16 protein-coding genes are annotated in these 18,278 nt (G+C 68.8%); 9 read left to right on the top strand and 7 right to left on the bottom strand.

Features of this window, described 5'->3' with window-relative positions:
- The first annotated feature begins 14 nt into the window (after positions 1–14).
- The 3 genes from R8F63_13490 (at position 15) to R8F63_13480 (ending at position 3,649) form a co-directional block, all read left to right on the top strand.
- Positions 15–1,565: an AMP-binding protein gene (locus R8F63_13490; GenBank protein MDW3219620.1), complete on the top strand. Its 1,551-nt coding sequence runs from the start codon at positions 15–17 to the stop codon at positions 1,563–1,565.
- 288 nt (positions 1,566–1,853) lie between these two features.
- Positions 1,854–1,991 carry a hypothetical protein gene (locus tag R8F63_13485; GenBank protein ID MDW3219619.1) on the top strand — a complete coding sequence of 46 codons (138 nt, stop codon included), beginning with the start codon at positions 1,854–1,856 and terminating at the stop codon, positions 1,989–1,991.
- Between the two features lie 98 nt (positions 1,992–2,089).
- Positions 2,090–3,649: an MFS transporter gene (locus R8F63_13480; GenBank protein ID MDW3219618.1), complete on the top strand. Its 1,560-nt coding sequence runs from the start codon at positions 2,090–2,092 to the stop codon at positions 3,647–3,649.
- Between the two features lie 6 nt (positions 3,650–3,655).
- On the opposite strand, the gene R8F63_13475 is transcribed toward R8F63_13480, so the two are convergent.
- From R8F63_13475 to R8F63_13450, 6 genes are read right to left on the bottom strand one after another with little or no spacing between them, the layout of a single operon-like run.
- Positions 3,656–4,519 (bottom strand): amidohydrolase family protein, encoded by an 864-nt coding sequence (locus R8F63_13475; protein MDW3219617.1) that lies wholly within the window; start codon positions 4,517–4,519, stop codon positions 3,656–3,658.
- Between the two features lies 1 nt (position 4,520).
- A complete protein-coding gene (locus R8F63_13470; GenBank protein MDW3219616.1) occupies positions 4,521–4,880 on the bottom strand; it encodes a hypothetical protein in 360 nt (119 codons plus the stop codon).
- Between the two features lie 19 nt (positions 4,881–4,899).
- Positions 4,900–5,616 (bottom strand): ABC transporter ATP-binding protein, encoded by a 717-nt coding sequence (locus R8F63_13465; GenBank protein ID MDW3219615.1) that lies wholly within the window; start codon positions 5,614–5,616, stop codon positions 4,900–4,902.
- On the bottom strand, positions 5,613–6,335 hold the full coding sequence (locus tag R8F63_13460; protein ID MDW3219614.1) for an ABC transporter ATP-binding protein: 723 nt from the start codon (positions 6,333–6,335) through the stop codon (positions 5,613–5,615). The genes R8F63_13465 and R8F63_13460 overlap by 4 nt, the downstream gene beginning before the upstream one ends.
- Positions 6,332–8,551: an ABC transporter permease gene (locus R8F63_13455; GenBank protein ID MDW3219613.1), complete on the bottom strand. Its 2,220-nt coding sequence runs from the start codon at positions 8,549–8,551 to the stop codon at positions 6,332–6,334. The genes R8F63_13460 and R8F63_13455 overlap by 4 nt, the downstream gene beginning before the upstream one ends.
- A gap of 16 nt (positions 8,552–8,567) precedes the next feature.
- Complete coding sequence (locus R8F63_13450; protein ID MDW3219612.1) at positions 8,568–10,037, bottom strand: ABC transporter substrate-binding protein; 1,470 nt, start codon at positions 10,035–10,037, stop codon at positions 8,568–8,570.
- A 134-nt stretch (positions 10,038–10,171) separates the two neighbouring features.
- Here R8F63_13450 and R8F63_13445 point away from each other — a divergent pair, with 134 nt between their 5' ends.
- The 5 genes from R8F63_13445 to R8F63_13425 all read left to right on the top strand — a co-directional run bounded on the left by R8F63_13445 (position 10,172) and on the right by R8F63_13425 (position 16,873).
- Positions 10,172–11,971: a methylmalonyl-CoA mutase family protein gene (locus R8F63_13445; protein MDW3219611.1), complete on the top strand. Its 1,800-nt coding sequence runs from the start codon at positions 10,172–10,174 to the stop codon at positions 11,969–11,971.
- Between the two features lie 45 nt (positions 11,972–12,016).
- Positions 12,017–12,751 (top strand): SDR family oxidoreductase, encoded by a 735-nt coding sequence (locus tag R8F63_13440; protein MDW3219610.1) that lies wholly within the window; start codon positions 12,017–12,019, stop codon positions 12,749–12,751.
- Positions 12,752–12,895: 144 nt separating this feature from the next.
- On the top strand, positions 12,896–14,311 hold the full coding sequence (locus tag R8F63_13435; GenBank protein ID MDW3219609.1) for a hypothetical protein: 1,416 nt from the start codon (positions 12,896–12,898) through the stop codon (positions 14,309–14,311).
- Between the two features lie 55 nt (positions 14,312–14,366).
- A complete protein-coding gene (gene scpA, locus R8F63_13430; GenBank protein ID MDW3219608.1) occupies positions 14,367–16,493 on the top strand; it encodes a methylmalonyl-CoA mutase in 2,127 nt (708 codons plus the stop codon).
- Entirely contained in the window at positions 16,490–16,873 is a 384-nt protein-coding gene (locus R8F63_13425; protein ID MDW3219607.1) for an LPXTG cell wall anchor domain-containing protein, read from the top strand. The genes scpA and R8F63_13425 overlap by 4 nt, the downstream gene beginning before the upstream one ends.
- Positions 16,874–16,879: 6 nt before the next feature.
- On the opposite strand, the gene R8F63_13420 is transcribed toward R8F63_13425, so the two are convergent.
- Entirely contained in the window at positions 16,880–17,173 is a 294-nt protein-coding gene (locus R8F63_13420) for a Dabb family protein (protein MDW3219606.1), read from the bottom strand.
- Between the two features lie 23 nt (positions 17,174–17,196).
- Here R8F63_13420 and meaB point away from each other — a divergent pair, with 23 nt between their 5' ends.
- Complete coding sequence (gene meaB, locus R8F63_13415) at positions 17,197–18,177, top strand: methylmalonyl Co-A mutase-associated GTPase MeaB (protein MDW3219605.1); 981 nt, start codon at positions 17,197–17,199, stop codon at positions 18,175–18,177.
- Positions 18,178–18,278: the final 101 nt, after the last annotated feature.

Here is an 18,278-nt window from a genome sequence, read left to right as displayed (position 1 = left end):
ACTGAGGAGCATCGTTGTACCCCGGAAGTCACGCCGCCGCCCGCCCCGATCATCCCGCCGTTGTCATGGCCGCCACGGGTGACGTCATCACCTACGCGGAGCTCGACGAAGAGGCCAACCGGCTGTCGAACGTCTTTCGATCCATGGGCCTCGAACCCGGCGACCATGTGGCGTTCTGCATGGAGAACCACCCCCGGTTCCTCGCGATCTGCTGGGGCGCGCACTACGCCGGGCTGATCTACACGGCGATGAGCAGTCGACTCACGACCGACGAGATGGCGTACATCATCGAGAACTGTGGCGCGAAGGTGTTCATCACGTCGCCGTACAAGGCGGATCAGGCTGCCGAGCTGCGCGACCGGATGCCGGCGGTCGAACTCCGGCTCATGGTCGACGCCACGATCGACGGTTACGACAGCTACGAGGCCGCGATCGAGCATGCCTCCTCGACGCCCCTGTCGAACCGCGTCGCCGGCACCGACATGCTCTACAGCTCGGGCACGACCGGACGCCCGAAGGGCATCCTGCCGACCGTGAGTGCGACCCCGCTCGACCAGGCCGGCACCGGGGTGTCGGGGCTCGGCTCGTTGCTGTTCGGTTTCGACGAGGACCAGCGCTACCTGTCGCCCGCCCCGCTGTACCACGCGGCCCCCCTGCGGTTCTGCATGGGCGTGCACATCACGGGTGGCACGGTCTACGTGATGGAGCGGTTCGACCCGGAGGACTATCTCCGGCTGATCGAGAAGTACCAGATCACGATGTCGCAGGTCGTGCCGACGATGTTCGTCCGGATGCTGAAGCTGCCCGAGGAGACGCGCGCGGCCTACGACGTGTCGAGCCTGCGGGCCTGCATCCACGCGGCCGCACCGTGCCCGGTGGACGTCAAGCGCCGGATGATCGAGTGGTGGGGGCCCGTCATCCACGAGTACTACGCCGGCACCGAGGGCAACGGCTTCGTGTACTGCAACAGCGAGCAGTGGCTCGCCCATCCGGGCACCGTCGGCACGGCGATCCTCGGGGTGATCCACATCGTGGGCGACGACGGCGAGGAGGTGCCCGTCGGCGAGGAGGGCACGATCTACTTCGACAGCGAAGCCGAGTTCGAATACCACGGCGACCCCGAGAAGACGGCGGACTCGCGGCACCCGGAGGGGTGGACGACGCTCGGCGATGTGGGCCGCCTCGACGAGGACGGCTTCCTGTATCTCACCGACCGCAAGGCGTACATGATCATCTCGGGCGGGGTGAACATCTATCCGCAGGAGGCGGAGGACGTGCTCACCATGCACCCGGCGGTTGAGGACGTGGCGGTGTTCGGCGTGCCGAACGACGACTTCGGCGAAGAGGTCAAGGGCGTGGTCCAGCCGGTCGAGATGCCTGCGGACGATGCCGCTGCGGCCGCTCTCTCGCGTGAGCTGGTCGCCTACTGCCGCGAGAAGCTCGCTGACGTGAAGTGCCCCCGGACCATCGACTTCCGTGAGGAGTTGCCCCGCCACCCGACGGGGAAGCTCTACAAGCGGCTGCTCAAGGACGAGTACTGGTCCGAGGCGGGCCGTTCGATCTGAGAGGACCGAGCGGTCCCGCAAAACCTCAGATCGGTTCGCCACGCGCCGATTGAGCAGCGGAACGCTCCGACCCTTCCTGTCCAGCGAGGTGCGTTCTGTCTTGGACACTCCCGGGGGACGCTCACCCCCGGGAGTGTCACTTTTTCGTGGGCTGAACGGCCCGGGACCTCCGTCCCGGGAATCGCGTCACCACCGCATGGGTGCTTCGACGGTTTCGGGTCAACCCCAGCGCTCGGCGCGCCGACGATTCGGGGACAACGACGTTCGAGAGAGATCGGAGGTGCCGACATGCAAACGATCCTGGCGATACTTCCGCCCGGCTCGACCCCACTCATCGTGAGCGGCGCGCTGGCTCTCGCGACGATCGCCACCGGTCGACGCCTCGTTCGCGACGACGCAGACCCCGGCGAAGCACCGCTGGGCTGACGGGCGCCACACCCCTCGAGCCGGCCCTCGTGCCTTGGGTCGGCTCGGGAGGCGATGGCTGTTTCGATCGTGACCGGCCGGTCTGACAGGCTGCCCGGATGCGTCAGGCCGTCGTCGTCACCGAACTCCTCGTCGACGACGCCACCCGCCGACGACTGGAGACGCCACGCGACGATTTCGTCCTGGAAGCCGAGGCCGAGCCGGGGCGTTTCGAGCTCGTGGAGGGCCCGTTCCACGCGTACGAGCGACAGGTCGAGATCGGAGAGGAGCGCGACGGCTCGTGGCCGGTCGTGCAGACGGTCCGCTATCGCGTCGCCATGCCGTTCTTCGGCGCGGTGTTCCACCGCAACATCCGTCGCCAGGTCGGGGAGATCTCCACCGACGCGACCCGCTGGCCGTGGTGGATCCCCCCGGAGCGGCAGAACGCCCGGGTGTCGCACATGCTCGGCCTGCTCTGCGCCCTGGCGTTCGTGATCGGCTACGCCACCGCGGTGACGACCCAGACGATGACGTTCGCCGTCGACGATTTCGGTGTGTCCGACTCGGCGCAGGGGAACGCACTCGCTTCTGTGCGCATCGGCGTGCTGATGTCGCTCGTGCTGCTCGGCATCGCCGATCGTCGGGGTCGGCGGGGGATCCTCATCGGGACGGTGGCGGCGGGATGCGTCACGGCCGCGCTCGGCGCCGTGGCGCCGAACATCTACCTGCTGGCCGGTTCCCAGACCCTCACCCGGGGCCTCGCGACCACGGCCAGCATCCTGCTCGGCGTGGTCGCCGCCGAGGAGGTCGGCGCCCGCAGCCGTGCCTACGCGATCGGCATGCTCGTGATGACCGGCGGTGCCGGCGGCTTCTTCGCCATCATGCTCCTGCCGGTGGCCGGCCTCGCCGACTGGACCTGGCGCCTCCTGTTCCTGGTGCCGCTGGCGTTTCTCCCCGCGTGTCGCTCGATCGCCCGAACGCTGCCGGAGTCGCGCCGGTTCCTGGCCGCGGAGTCGAGCGACGAGGACGAGGAGCTGCGTCGCCAACCCGATGCCCGCCGCCACTTCCGCAGCCGACTGCTGCTCCTCGGCACCGCAGGCTTCATCCACGCCTCGTTCCAGGCCCCGGCCCACCAGCTGCTGAACGACTTCCTCAAGGACGAGCGGGGATTCTCGGCCGGCACGATCTCGCTGTTTCGCATGGCGACGTCGCTTCCCGGGATCCTCGGGATCGTCATCGGCGGACGTCTTGCCGAAGGGTTCGGTCGGCGACGGGTCGGCGCCGTCAGCATCCTCGTCGGCGGCGCGGCGATGGTGGCGACGTACCAAACGGACGGCCTCGGCATGTGGGGGCTGGCGGTGATCACCATCATCTTCAGCGCGGCGGCCGTGCCCGCCCTCGGTGTCTACGGACCCGAGCTCTTCCCGACCCAGCTGCGAGGCCGGGCCAACGCGATCATCACGACGGTGACCGTCACCGGTTCGGCGCTCGGGCTCGTGATCGCCGGACGACTCGACGACCGCTACGGCGGCCTCGGCCGCGGCATCGCGTTGCTCGGGATCGGCGCCTTGGTCGTCGCCGCCATGGTCGCGTTCCTCTACCCCGAGACCGCGCGGCGCGAGCTGGAGGACATCAACCCCGAGGATGCGCCGATCGCCGGTCGCCTGGGCGACTTCTGACGGCGGTCAGTCGAGCTTCAGCAGACGGGCCGCGTTGCCCCGCAGGAACGGCTCCCACACGTGATCACGGAAGGGGACGTCGCGCATCTCCGTCATGATCCGCTCGATCGACAGGCCCATCGGGAAGTAGCCCGCGTAGAGCACCTTCTCGGCCCCGCGGGTGTTGGCGTAGTCGATGACCGCCTGGGGGTAGTGCTTGGGCGCGAACGCGGAGGTCGAGTAGTGCAGGCCGGGCCACTTCAGCATGAGCTTCACGGCGAGGTCCTCCCACGGTTCGCATCCGTGGCGGGTCACGAAGGTGAGTTCGGGGAAGTCGTACATCACCTGGTCGATGCGCTCGACGTGCTGGGGCGACATCGGGAGTCGGGGTCCGGGCACGCCCGCACACACGAAGATGGGGAGGTCGAGCTCACAGCACGTCGCGTAGATCGGATAGAACTTCGGATCGTCGATCGGCACCTGCGGGTTGCAGCCGGCGGGGAACGCGCCGACCGATCGCGTGCCGAACTCCTCGTGCTCGCGACGGATCTTGCGCACGGCACCGACCACGTCGTTGGGGTCGCAGTTGCTCTGCGCCACGAACCGGTCCGGATGATCGCGCAGCGCCGTCTGGCTCACCTCGCCCTCGCATCCGATCAGCCCCCACTCGATGCCGTACTTGTCCATCTCGCCGAGCGTCAGGGAGATCGGGTCGTCGCTGCCGTAGAGCTCCTTGGGGACGCCCTTGAACATGTACTCGACGGGGAACTCGAAGTCGGTCGACTCGCTGTCCTTGAGCTGGTCGCGGATGAAGTCGTACTGGGTGAAGTCGGCCGCCGGGAACGAGATCATGCAGTCGACGGCACCGATGCCGTCCATCGGGTGCGTCATGTCAGTTGCTCTCCTCGATCGCTTCGACGATGCGGTCCGTGCCCGCCCGATCCTCGTAGATGAGTCGGACGAGCCAGTAGCGCAGGTAGCGCGTCATCGAGGCCCGCACGAACAGCGCCACCGCACCGAGTGCGACGACGACGCCGAGGATGGCGAGGATGAGGAAGTCGTTCTGCTCGAGGCTGCTGGACGTGTTGCGCGAGCCCGAGTAGGCGACGACCTCCATCACGACCGCGACGACGAAGAGCACGATCGACAGTCGAACCGCGGTGCGCTCGGGATTGGCACCTCCGCCGTGCAGCTTCAGTTCGTCGACGTGCTCCTGGAACTCCCGGAGCCGGGGGCTGGTCTCGTCACTCATGGCTTGTCCTCCGACACATTCACGTTCCTCCATCGTCGATGCCCAGATAGGCAGCGGTGAGTTCTTCGGCGATCTCCGCGGGTGGGCCGGTGCGGGTGACCCGCCCATGGAGCATGATCGCGGCCTGGTCGGCGACGCCCAAAACGGTCTGGGCGAACTGCTCGACGATCAGGATCGACAGGCCACCTCGGGCCAGTTCGGCGACCTGACTGTAGAGCTCCTCGACGATGATCGGCGCAAGCCCCATCGACAGCTCGTCCAGCATCAGCAGGGCCGGGTCCGTCGCCATCGCCCGCGACATGGCGAGCATCTGCTGCTCACCGCCGGAAAGCGTGCCGGCGAGTTGGCGACGTCGCTCGCCGAGCCGCGGGAACAGCTCGTAGGCGCGGTCCTGGACCTCGTCGAGCGGCTTGCCGCTGAAGGTCATCATGCGGATGTTCTCGGCCACGGTGAGGTTGGGGAAGATTCCCCGGCCCTCCGGCACGAGGCAGACACCGGCCCGGGCGAGCGAGTCGGGGCGCACGCCGTTGACCTCTCGACCGCCGATCATCAGTTGTCCGGCGCTGGGGTGGATCTGGCCGCTCGCCACGGCGAGGGTCGTGCTCTTCCCGGCGCCGTTGGGGCCGAGCAGGGCGACGACCTGGCCCCGTTCGAGGACGAGGTCCACGCCGTGCAGGACGTCGATGATGCCGTAGCCGGCCCGGATGCCGCGCAACTCGAGGAGGGGGGCGCTCACTCGTCCACCCCCAGATAGGCGGCCCGGACGGCCGCATCGCCCTGCACCTCGTCGGGGGTGCCGACGGCGATGATGTGGCCGAAGTCGAGCACGTGGATCAGGCTGCAGGTGTTCATCACGAAGCTCATGTCGTGCTCGACCAGGAGCACGGCCAGGTCGTCTTCGGTGACGAGTTGCTTCAACAGGTCGCCGACCGCGTTCGTCTCCTCCTCGGTGAGACCCGAGGAGGCCTCGTCGAGCAGCAGGACCTTGGGCTGCGTGGCCAGGGCCCGGGCCAGCTCCACGAGCCGGGCGGTGCCGGTGGGCAGGGTGCCGACGGTGATCTCGGCCACGTCGCCGAGCCCGACCCGGTCGAGGATCTGGTCCGCCAACCCGGCCGGATTGCGGATCGAGCGGTGCATCTCCGCGGCGACGAGCACGTTGTCGCGCGCACTCAGCGAGTTGAACGCCTCGAGCTTCTGGAACGTGCGGCACATGCCGAGCTGCGCCCGCCGGGCGACACCGAGGCGCCGCACGCTCTTCCCGAGGAGCCGGACGTCGCCCGCCGTGGGTGCCTGGTGACCGGTGATCACGTTGAACAGTGTCGTCTTGCCGGCGCCGTTCGGGCCGATGAGCCCCGTGATCGTGCCGGGGTGGGCCTCGATGTTGGCCCCGGCGAGCGCCTGGAGCCCGCCGAAGCGGACGTCGACGTCCACGGCTTCGAGGATGGCGCTGCTCATGTCGGCTCCGCCTCGACGCCATGGGTGTAGCCGCCGGAGGGGGTCACGTCATCGACGATGCCGAGCTCGTTGTCGAGCGCGATGACGGACTCGTTGGTGAACGGTTCGGTCAGCCCGAGGCCACCGACCTCGCGCACCTTCTTGGATGCACGTTCCTGCGCGAGCTCGGCGCGCGCGTCCCGGCGCCACGGCAGGATCGGGGCGAACCCCCGACCCATCTCGAAGATCGCGCCCCGCTGGTTCACCACCATGCCGATCGCGAGGAGTCCGGGCCCGAATTTCGCGAGGAAGTCGTCGAGCAGCCAGACGAGCCAGGGGACGGATCCGGACTCGTCGAGGCGGCCGCCCAGTGCCTCGATGACGAAGCGGAATGACAGGAACAACGCCGCCGCGGGGAACGCGAGTCCGGCGGCCGCCATGAGCAGCACGATCTCGAAGTTGGCCAGCACCTCGAAGTCGCGACCGGAATCGATGCTTCCCTTGCTGAGCGCCCAGAACACCCCGGCGGTTCCGGCCAGCGATGCGGAGAAGGCATAGACGACCACCTTCGTGAGCATCGTGTTGACCCCGATGGTCGCGGCCGCCGCCTCGGAGTCCTGCATGGCGATCCACCGCCGACCGAACCGGGACCGCCGCAGCATGACCAGCGCGAAGATGCCGAACGCCAGGAAGCACAACAAGGTGATGAAGTAGCGATAGCGGCTGTCGATCTCGTAGCCGAACAGGGTCGGGTCCTCGAAGCGATGGATGGTGGGGAAGATCTTCGGATGGGGGAGCACGAGGCGCCCCATGACCAGCGCGAACGCCAGGGACAGTAGGGCGAGGTAGAGGCCGCTCAGCCGGGCCGCGAACAGGGCGACCAGCGCGCCGAGCGGCGCACAGAGCAGGCCCACGAGCGGCAGCCACAGCAGGTTGCCGCTGTCGCCGCCGAACTCGAGGAAGATGAACGCGCCGAACCCGGCGAACGCCAGCGGCGCGAAGTTGATCTGCCCGGCCCATCCCGTCAGCGGGATGAGCGAGAGGCCGATCATGGCGAGGACGAGAGCGGCGATGCCGTTGTTGAGGGCGATCTGATCCCATGCCCCCGGATCCCAGAAGCCGAAGTTCAGCGACCCGTTCGCGAACACGACGCCGACCAGGACCAGCGCCACCGCGCCGATGGCCCCCTCCCACCAGTTCGTCGTGCGCTCGATCGGGCGCAGGTTGCTGGCGGTCCGTCCGACGGCGAGCCGCGACTGGGGCAGGGCGAGCACGACGATGAACAGCAGCACCGGCGCGGCGGCGTCGCGGACGAAGGGCCAGTCACTGCCGAAGCTCAACCATTGGGCCTGGTGCTGGGCGATGAGCCCGATCAGGAGCCCGCCGAGCACGGTCATCGGAAGGTTCCGGAGTTGGCCGATCGCCGCCGCGGTGATCGCCGCGATCAGCATCAGGTTGTTGAGGTTGCCGGGATCCAGCGGATCCAACTCCGGTGCGATCAGGATCCCGCCGAGGGCGGCGAGCGACGCACCGAGAGCCCACGCGAACGAGGACAGCGTGCCCGGTCGTGCACCGTTGAGCGCCGTGAGATCGCGATTGTCCACCACGGCGCGCATCGCGACCCCGAGCCGGGTCTGGAAGAGCAGGACCCGCAGCAGCGCGGCGATCAGGGCGGCGACGATGATGACGAGGAAGCGATGCCACGACACGCGGAACTCGCCGATGTCGATGCCGTTGTCGGGCCAGAACTTCTCGATCTTGCGCGACCGGTCGCCCTGCCACAGTTGGCCCGTCAAGGTCAGCAGGAAGACCATCAGGCCGACCGTCACCATCAGCTGCACGACCATCGGCGCGTCGCGCAGACTCCGCATCAGGACGATGTCGAGCAGGACACCGATGGCCGGGGCCACCACCAGGACGACGAGGATGAGTCCGAGCCAGTTGGGCAGACCGGCTCCGTCGGCGTTCTCGACGAGCTCCCAGTAGAAGAACGCGGAGAACACCCCGATGCCGCCGTGCGCGAAGTTGAAGGTGCCCGTCGTGGTGTAGACCACCACCATCCCCGTCGCCGAGATCGCGTAGAGCGACCCGATCGAGAGTCCGGCGATCGTCGCCGCGAGGAAGCTGTCGAACGCGACGGCGTTGCCGGCCCAGTTCAACCACACCAGGGCGATCAGGAACGCCGCCCCGCCGACGAGCGCGGCGGCTTGCGACGTTCGGAGCTCGAAGCGTTTCACGGGACGGTGTGGTCGATCAGCTGTCGGGGGTGAACGTCCCCGCGTCGACGGTCACCGCCGTGACGTTGCTCGAGTCGCAGTCGAGCGTGCCTCGTTCCTCGGGATGGACCCGGACGTACTCGCCGTCCTGGATCTGCATCACCATGAAGCACTCGGAGATGGTGTTCGAGCTGGCGAAGTCCGCCGTGCCCCACCACCCGTTGACGTCGAACGAATCGATGCTGCGGAGCTCTTCCAGCAGCCGGGCTCGCGTGATGGCGTTGGGGCCATCGGTCTCGACGATCCCGTTGATCGCCTGCTCGAAGAGGATGCCGGCCGCCCAGGCTCCCGCGGCCCACGCCTCGGGGAAGTCGTCGCCGACGGCATCGAGGAACCGGGCGAGTTCCTCGTTGGTGTCCGCTTCCTCGAACGGGAGGAAGAAGGTCCAGAGGTAGGTGCCCTCGACCACGTCACCGTTCTCGAGGAACGCCGGCGTGTAGCAGGAGAGGGTGCACAACCAGTTGACCGAACTCATGTCGAGCCCCTGGTCGTTGGCCTCGTTCATCAGCTTCGCCATGGTGGCGTCGTTCGAGCCGTTGTAGACGAAGTTCGAGCCGTTCTCCCGGATCGCCTGGACGTACGGGGTGAACGACGCCTGCGGCGCCGCGCCGCTGATGCCGTAGGCCTTCTCGTAGACGATGCCCGCCTCGGCGTGCGCCGCGAGCTGCGGTACGGCGGACGCGGTGGTCGACGGCAAGTCGCCCGGCACGAGGAAGAGGCCGTGCAGATCCTCGCCGACATGTTCGGCCAGCCACGAGACCTGTCCGTTCACCGCGGTGTGGTTGCGGTCACCGGACTCGTAGGGGCATTCGGCGCCCGGGCGACTCAGGTGGAAGCTCACCGAGGAGCACTGATGGGGCACCTCGGTGGTGATGTAGGCCAGGTCCGGCACGCCGGTCGGGTCGCCGTTGGCGTCGTCGCAGGTCTCGAGGTCGTCGGTGCTCGTGCCGAACAGCACGGTCGTGCCGACGAGGGCCAAGGCCTCGCTGCAGGCGCGGAGGAATCCGTTCTCCGTCTCCGTCGGGTTGAGCATGGAATCCCAGAACTCGATCTCCACGGTGCGGCAGCCGATGCCGCCGCGGCTGTTCACGTCCTCCGCCCACGCGAAGGCGCCGACGCGGGCGCCTTCGAAGAGGCCGGCCGCGAGCGCGTTCTCGCTGTCGGCCATGACGATGACCTTGATCGTGTCCTCGCTCACCCCGATCTCGGTGGCTTCGAGCGTGACGTCGGCGCACGGGTCCGGCTCCGCCGGCTCGTCGGGCTCCGCGGGATCGTCCGGGTCCGCCGGCTCGTCCGGGTCCGGGGAGTCGTCCGGTGCGGCGGTGGTCGTCGTGGTCGTCGTCGTGGCCGTGTCGGTGGCGTTGTCGTCGCGCCCGCCGCAGGCGGAGGCGATGAGTCCCATCGCGAGGAATGCGGCGAAGATCCGCAGGACGAGCTTTCTGGACATGGTGCCCCCAGACACGCTGCCGAGATCCGGCGCTCGGCAGAGGACGGACGATACTTGCTGGGTTCGCGGATGTGCCAGACGGCACAGCCCGGCCCGGATCGACGCTCGCCCAGGCGCGCCGGTACCGTCACGGGGTGACTGAACTCGACCTCGCTGCGGAGTTTCCGACACCTGACCGGGCCGAATGGATTGCCGCGGTGGAGAAGGTGCTCCGGGGCCGGCCGTTCGACAAGGTACTCGTCGGTTCGACCCGCGACGGGCTCGACATCCAACCGCTCTACACCGCGGACGACGCCATGCCGACGCCGGTTCCGGCGGCGGCGTCCCCGACACGACTCACGCACGGGTGGGATGTCCGGCAGGTCCACGAGGGTGGCTCGGCCGGGTGCGCGCTCGGGATCGTCGCCGAGCTGGAGCGCGGCGTCACCTCGATCGAGCTCCGGTCACCGGCCGACGGGTGGACGACGGAGCGGCTCGACGCGGCCATTGCCGGCGTGCTCCTCGACCTCGCTCCGATCTGCCTGGCCCCCCACGCGGACCTCGACGCGGCGCGGGCGTTGCACGCGGTGATCGCCGCCCGTGGTGACCTCGAGACGACGGGAAGCTGGCTCGGCCTCGACCCCATGGGCGCGACCAGCCGTGGGGAGCACGCCGACCTGGCGGCCTGCGCGGCCCTCGCCGCCGAGCTCGCACCGACGCTGCCCGCGGGGCGCACGATCACGGTGGATTCGAGTCGCTACGGCGACGCCGGCGCGACCGAGGCCGAGGAACTGGGCTGGAGCATCGCGTCGGCGGTTGCCGTCCTGCGCGCCCTCGAGTCCGCCGGCATGTCGATCGAGGAGGCGGCCAACACGATCGCGTTCCGGATCGGGATCGGGGCCGACCAGTTCATGACGATCGCGGTGCTGCGGGCGCTGCGAGTCGCCTGGGCGCGGGTGCTGGAGGTCTGTGGTGTTCCCGCCGACGCCGCCCCCGCCGTCGTCCAGGCGGTCACCGGCGCCGCGATGTACAGCCGCCGCGACCCGTGGGTGAACATGCTGCGGGGCACGACCGCCGCGCTGGCCGCGGGTGTCGGCGGTGCCGACGCCGTCACCGTTCTCCCCTTCGACGACGCCGTCGGCCAGTCGGACGACTTCGCCCGCCGGGTCGCCCGGAACACCCAGCTGCTGCTGGTCGAGGAATCCCATCTGGCCCGGGTGGTCGACCCGGCCGCCGGATCCTGGTTCGTCGAGTCCCTCACCGGACGTCTCGCCACGGCCGCGTGGTCGGTGTTCCAGGGCATCGAGGCCGATGGCGGCATGGAAGCCGCACTCGAATCCGGTCGGATCCAGGACAGCCTCGATGCATCCTGGGCGGCACGCCTGGACGCGCTCGGCACCCGCCGCCAGTCGATCACCGGCGTGTCGGAGTTCCCCGATCTCGACGAGACCCTCCTCACCCGCCCGGCCCCGGCAACGAGCACCGCCGGCTTCCCGGTCCGCCGACTGGCGGCCCCGTTCGAGGAGCTGCGCGACGCCGCCGACCGGCATCTCGCCGACACCGGGGCCCGGCCGACGGTGCACCTGGCGACGCTCCACGACCTCGCCACCCACACCGCCCGCAGCGCATGGATCGCCAACCTCCTGGCGGTCGGTGGCATCGCCGCGGACGGGGGCGACACCGACGGCGCGACCTCACCGATCGAGGCCGAGGCCCGCTTCGTCGACAGCGGGTGCACCGTCGCGGTGATCTGCTCGTCGGACGGGGTCTACGCCGAACGCGCCGCGGCGACGGCCACCGCGCTCAAGGAAGCAGGTGCGCTCCACGTCGTCCTGGCGGGTGCGCCCGGCGACCTCCGGGCCGAACTCGATGCCGCCGGTGTCGACGAGTACTGGCATGTCGGTGTGGACGTGCTCGACGCCCTCACCCGTCTCCACGCCACGCTCGGCCTCTGAGCGACGCGGGTACGGTTCTCCCCGGACAGGGATCGGAGAACAGCCATGGGTGCAATGGACGGGAAGGTCGCGATCGTCACGGGGTCGTCGAGTGGGATCGGCGAAGCCACCGCGAGAGCGCTCGCGGCCGTGGGTGCGTCGGTCGTCGTCAACTCGTCGAGCTCGGTCGAGGCCGGTAGCGCGGTCGCCGCATCGTTGCCGACGGACTCGATCTACATCCAGGCCGACATCGCCGACGAAGACCAGGACCGCGCGCTCGTCGCCCAGACCCTCGACCGGTTCGGCCGCCTCGACATCCTCGTGAACAACGCGGGGTGGACGACCCGCGTCGACCACCGTGACCACGAAGCGCTCACCAACGACATCCTCTTCAAGACCTTCGAGGTCAACGTCTACGGCACCTGGTGGCTCACTCGGGCGGCAATGCCCGCCCTCCAGGAGAGCGAGGGATGCATCGTGAACGTCACCTCGATCGCGGGAATCCGCCCGCTCGGATCCTCCCTCGCGTACGGCATGGCCAAGGCCGCGCTCAACAGCTTCACCGAGGACCTCGCGCGGTACTGCGGCCCCGTACGGGCCAACGCGGTCGCGCCCGGCCTCGTCGCGACGCCCTGGACCGAGGACTGGGACGATCTCCACGCCGGGATGGCGGCGATGAATCCCATGAAGCGGTCGGCTACTCCCGAGGACTGCGCCCAGGCGATCATGGCGTGTGTGACCAACACCTACCTGAACGGCACGATCATGAAGGTCGACGGCGGCACCACCCTCGTCCTCTAGCGCGCGTCCGACGTTCTGGCTCACGCGACCTGACGTGTGACGGCCGTCGAGTGTTCAGTTCGCGCTCGCGCCCGTTCACGGGGGGTTCAGAACCGCTCGATATCCATGTCTCCGGTAGCTGGTTCACCCACTCGAAGGAGAAGCATGAAGATCCGATTCGTTGCTGCGTTCGTGGCGATCGCACTGGCCGTGGTCGGCCTCGCCGCGTCACCCGTCCTCGCCGGGACAAACCCGTCAGGGGTGTCCGACGAGAAGGAACTGCGGGCGGCCGTGGCCCTGGCCAACAAGGACCCGCGGATCAGCAGGATTATCTTCGAGCGCGGCGCGGTCATCGAGCTGACCGAAGAGGTTCGGTTCACCGGATCGCAGGATCTGGTCCTCGCGGGTCGCGGGGCGACGATCTCGGGCGCCACCGTGGCGGCCGACACCGACACCTGGGACTCGGGCCTGTTCGTCTCGGAGTCCACGGGCGATCTGACGATCCGCGATCTCACCTTCGCCGACAGCTTCAACAACGGTCTCGCCGTCTTCCTCCCGGCGGACAAGGGCAGCGTGGAGATCGTCCTCACCGAGGTCAACGTCACCGGCGCCCAGTTCCACGGCGTGCTCATCGATGGCCAGTCCACGACCGGCTACAACACTGACGACTTCATCCATCCGAACTGTGTGGACCCGCACCCGGTCGACTCGAACATCAACATCGACATCACGTTGAGGCGCTCGTCCGTCACCGGCTCCGGTCAGCTCGATGGCTATGACATCACGCAGGCCACCGGTTGCCCTCAGGACTTCGACGGTCTGCGCGTGGATCAGGGCGGCGACGGCGACCTCACCGCCACGCTGACTCGATCGAACTTCGACGGAAACCTCGCCGACGGAGTGGAGCTCGACGAGAAGGGCGAGGGCTCGGTGGATGCCCACGTCGCACGCTCGACGTTCAACGCCAATGGCGACACGGTCTCGATCCTCTGCACCGTGCCGACGACCAACGGTGGCGACGACGGACTCTGCGAGGCAGGCGATCTCGGCGAGCCGATCGAGGATCTCGACGACGGTTTCGACATCGACGAGGCGGACGGCGGCGACATCATCGTGCTCGTCCGCCGCTCCGAGGTGAGCGACAACTTCGACGAGGGCATGGACATGGACGAGGCGGGTGAGGGCTCGATCGTCGCCACGGTCACCCGGACGGAGGCGTCCCGCAATGGTGACGAGGGCTACAAGGCCTCCGAAGCCGACGGCGGCGACAACACCGCGAACATCAAGCGGTCGACCTTCGAGGACGCCGGCAACGACCAGATCGAAGTCGAGTCCGAGGACGGCGACGGCACCGGCACGGTCACCGTCGTGGTCACCCGGGTCACGTCGACCGGGGCGGACGGTTCCGGCGTCAAGGCGGTCGAGGACGACGGCGGCACCGTGCTGGTGACCGTCGCGAGGTCCACCCTGACCGGCAACGGTGAATGGGGCGTCGAGGCCGCGGGTGGCTCCGGCTCCGTCAACGTGACCACGTCGGACCTGTCGGGCAACACCGACGGCGAGGTCGAGCTCGACATCTGATCTACCGGGGCGGCGCGCTTTTCGAAAACCCGCGTCGCCTCGGTACCGTGGAGCCATGAGCGTGATCCCGGACTTCACGACGATCGACCTCGATCTCGAAGCCGCGACCGCGCCGACGGCCGCGTCGGACCATGTGTCGGAGACTCCCGAGGGGATCGAGATCCCCGCCGTCACGACGGCCGACGACATCGCCGATCTGGACTTTCTCGAGACCCTTCCCGGCCTGCCGCCGTTCCTGCGGGGTCCGTACCCGACGATGTACGTCAACCAACCGTGGACGATCCGCCAGTACGCCGGGTTCTCGACCGCCGAGGAGTCCAACGCCTTCTACCGACGCAACCTCGCGGCCGGCCAGAAGGGTCTGTCCGTCGCGTTCGACCTCGCCACCCACCGGGGCTACGACTCCGACAACCCCCGCGTGTCCGGCGATGTCGGGATGGCGGGTGTCGCCATCGACTCGATCCTCGACATGCGCCAGCTGTTCGACGGCATCCCGCTCGATCAGATGAGCGTCTCGATGACGATGAACGGGGCGGTCTTGCCGATCCTCGCCCTCTACGTCGTCGCGGCCGAGGAGCAGGGGGTGAAGCCGGAACAGCTCGCGGGGACCATCCAGAACGACATCCTCAAGGAGTTCATGGTCCGCAACACCTACATCTACCCGCCGGCCCCGAGCATGCGGATCATCTCGGACATCTTCGCCTTCACGAGCGAGGAGATGCCCAAGTTCAACTCGATCTCGATCTCGGGCTACCACATGCAGGAAGCGGGGGCGACGGCCGATCTCGAGCTCGCGTACACGCTCGCCGACGGTGTCGAGTACGTCCGGGCCGGCATCGAGGCCGGGCTCGACGTGGACGCGTTCGCCCCCCGCCTCAGCTTCTTCTGGGCGATCGGGATGGACTTCTTCATGGAGGTGGCGAAGCTCCGAGCGGCGCGTCTCCTGTGGTCGAAGCTGATGAAGGAGTTCGAGCCGCAGAACCCGAAGTCGCTGTCGCTGCGGACCCACAGCCAGACCAGCGGGTGGTCGCTGACCGCGCAGGACGTCTACAACAACGTCGTCCGCACCTGCGTCGAGGCGATGGCCGCAACGCAGGGCCACACCCAGTCGCTGCACACCAACGCGCTCGACGAGGCGCTGGCGCTGCCCACGGACTTCTCCGCCCGGATCGCCCGCAACACCCAGCTCTTCCTCCAACAGGAGAGCGGCACGACCCGCACGGTCGACCCGTGGGGCGGCAGCCATCATGTCGAACGGCTCACCCACGAGCTCGCCAAGAAGGCGTGGGACCACATCACCGAGGTCGAGGAGATGGGCGGCATGGCCGCCGCCATCGAGGCCGGGATCCCGAAGATGCGCATCGAGGAGGCGGCGGCTCGCACCCAGGCCCGCATCGACTCGGGTCGTCAGGCGGTCATCGGCGTCAACAAGTACCGCCTCGACGAGAACGAGGACATCGACGTCCTCCGGATCGACAACGCCGAGGTGCGCGCCGCCCAGATCGCGAAGCTCGAGCAGCTGCGGGCCGAGCGGGACCAGGCCGAGGTCGACACCGCCCTCGCGGCGCTGACCGCGGCGGCCCGTGACGGCACCGGCAATCTGCTCGCCCTCGCCATCGACGCCGCACGCGCCAAGGCGAGCGTCGGGGAGATCAGCGACGCGCTCGAGACGGTCTACGGTCGTCATGTCGCGCAGATCCGCACGATCGAAGGGGTGTATCGAGCCGAAGTGGGTGCCGATTCCGATTCCGTCACCGAAGTCCGGGCGAAGGTCGACGACTTCGCCGCGGCCAACGGGCGCCGCCCCCGCATCCTCATCGCGAAGATGGGCCAGGACGGCCACGACCGGGGCCAGAAGGTGATCGCCACGGCGTTCGCCGATCTCGGATTCGACGTCGACATCGGGCCGCTCTTCCAGACGCCGGCCGAAGTCGCCCGCCAGGCCGTCGAGGCCGACGTGCACGTGGTCGGCGCGTCGTCGCTGGCGGCCGGCCACCTCACACTCGTGCCCGAACTCCGCGACGAACTGGCCCGCCTCGGGCGTGAGGACATACGGATCACGGTCGGCGGCGTCATCCCGCCCGACGACGTGCCCACGCTGCTCGACATGGGCGCCGTCGCCGTCTACCCGCCGGGCACGGTCATCGCCGATGCCGCCCTCGAACTCCTGGAGTTGCTGTGACCCGACGCCTGCTCTCCGCCCTCGCCGCGATCACGATGGCGCTCGCAGTGCTCGCCGCGCCCGTCGCCGCTCAGGACGACCCCGTCACCGTCGACGATCCGGTGTCCACCACCACCATTGCCCAGTTGCCGCCGGTGCAGACCACGACCACCACGATCGAACTGTCGTCGCCGACGTCGGTCGCGCCGCCGGCACCCACGGTCACCTCCACCGCGCCGCCGGTCGTCACGACGGTGCCCACCCAGGTGCTCGGCACCACCGAGACCAACGACGGTGAACTCGCGTACACCGGCGTCGAGACGGGGGCGTTGGCCGCACTGGGTGTCGGCCTGATCGCCGCGGGTGCTCTGCTCGGGCGCCGGAGTCGCTCGACGGGCTGACCGGCGTCAGTCGAGCTCGAACTGTGCCCGGGTGAGTCCGGTCGCGACGGGCTTCACGAAGTCCGTCACGACGCGGACGTGTTCGGGGTGAGCGCTGTAGATCGCGTAGTCCTCGACCGACGCGAAATCGGCGATCACTGCGACGTCTGCGGTGGAACCGTCCAGCCCCAGGTTGCGCCCCACCGTGTAGCCCTTGATCTCGGGGATCAGCGGCGGCAGCGCACGCAGCTCATCGACGATTCGATCGACGGCGTCGGTGGCGGCGCCGTCGCAGGCGATGAGGACGGTGTGTCGGATCATGGCGAGACGGTAACGTCGCGGCGATGGCGACGGAAATGAGCGAGGACGACCGGACGCTGGTCGACGGCGTCCTCGCCGGTGATCGCACCGCCATCGGCCGGGCGATCACACTCGTCGAGTCCACGCGCCCGGACGATCGGGCCCGCGCCGCCGCTGTGCTCGACGTGCTGTTGCCCCACACCGGCGGAGCGCATCGGGTCGGGATCACCGGTGTGCCCGGCGTCGGGAAGTCCACCTTCATCGAGTCGCTGGGCACCCGGCTCACGGCGGCCGGCCATCGGGTTGCCGTCATCGCGGTCGACCCGTCGAGCTCACGCACCGGCGGTTCGATCCTCGGTGACAAGACCCGCATGCCCCGGCTCGCGGTCGACGACGGCGCCTTCATCCGGCCGTCGCCCTCGGCCGGCACGCTCGGCGGCGTCACCCGAGCGACCCGCGAATCGATCCTGGTGCTCGAAGCGGCCGGTCACGACGTCGTCATCGTCGAGACGGTCGGCGTCGGCCAGAGCGAAACGGTCGTGCACGGCATGGTCGACATCTTCGTCGTGCTGATGCTGGCCGGCGCGGGCGACGAACTCCAGGGCATCAAGAAGGGGGTGCTCGAACTCGCGGATCTCCTCGCGGTCAACAAGGCCGACGGCGACAATGTGCAGCCGGCGACCCTCGCCGCAGCGGACTACCGGCGGGCGTTGCACCTCCTCCAGCCGCCGAGCCCCTCGTGGACGCCACCGGTGCTCACGTGTTCCGCCCTCACCGGTGACGGGCTCGACGACGTGTGGGCGCAGATCGAGCTCCACCGGTCCACCCTGACCGCCACCGGTGAGCGCGACGAACGGCGTCGCGAGCAGCAGTTGGCCTGGATGCGGGCGATGGTGCGCGAGCGCCTCGTCGAGCGATTCGAGGCGGATCCGGCGCTGCGACGTCGCCAACGTGAGCTCGAAGCCGCAGTGTTGGCCGGCGAGACGACCCCGGCTGCGGCTGTCGATCGCCTGCTCGGCGACTGAGTCGATCCTCCCCCTTCCCCGTGTCGGGTATCGACGGACGCGGATTCGTCTCGTACTCTCGGCCTGCGGGGAGGCGATGATCCCTCAGCTGGCCTGGTCGC

Source organism: Acidimicrobiales bacterium (assembly GCA_033344915.1).
GTDB lineage: Bacteria > Actinomycetota > Acidimicrobiia > Acidimicrobiales > Aldehydirespiratoraceae > JAJRXC01.
This window is presented reverse-complemented; position numbering and strand designations above follow the sequence as displayed.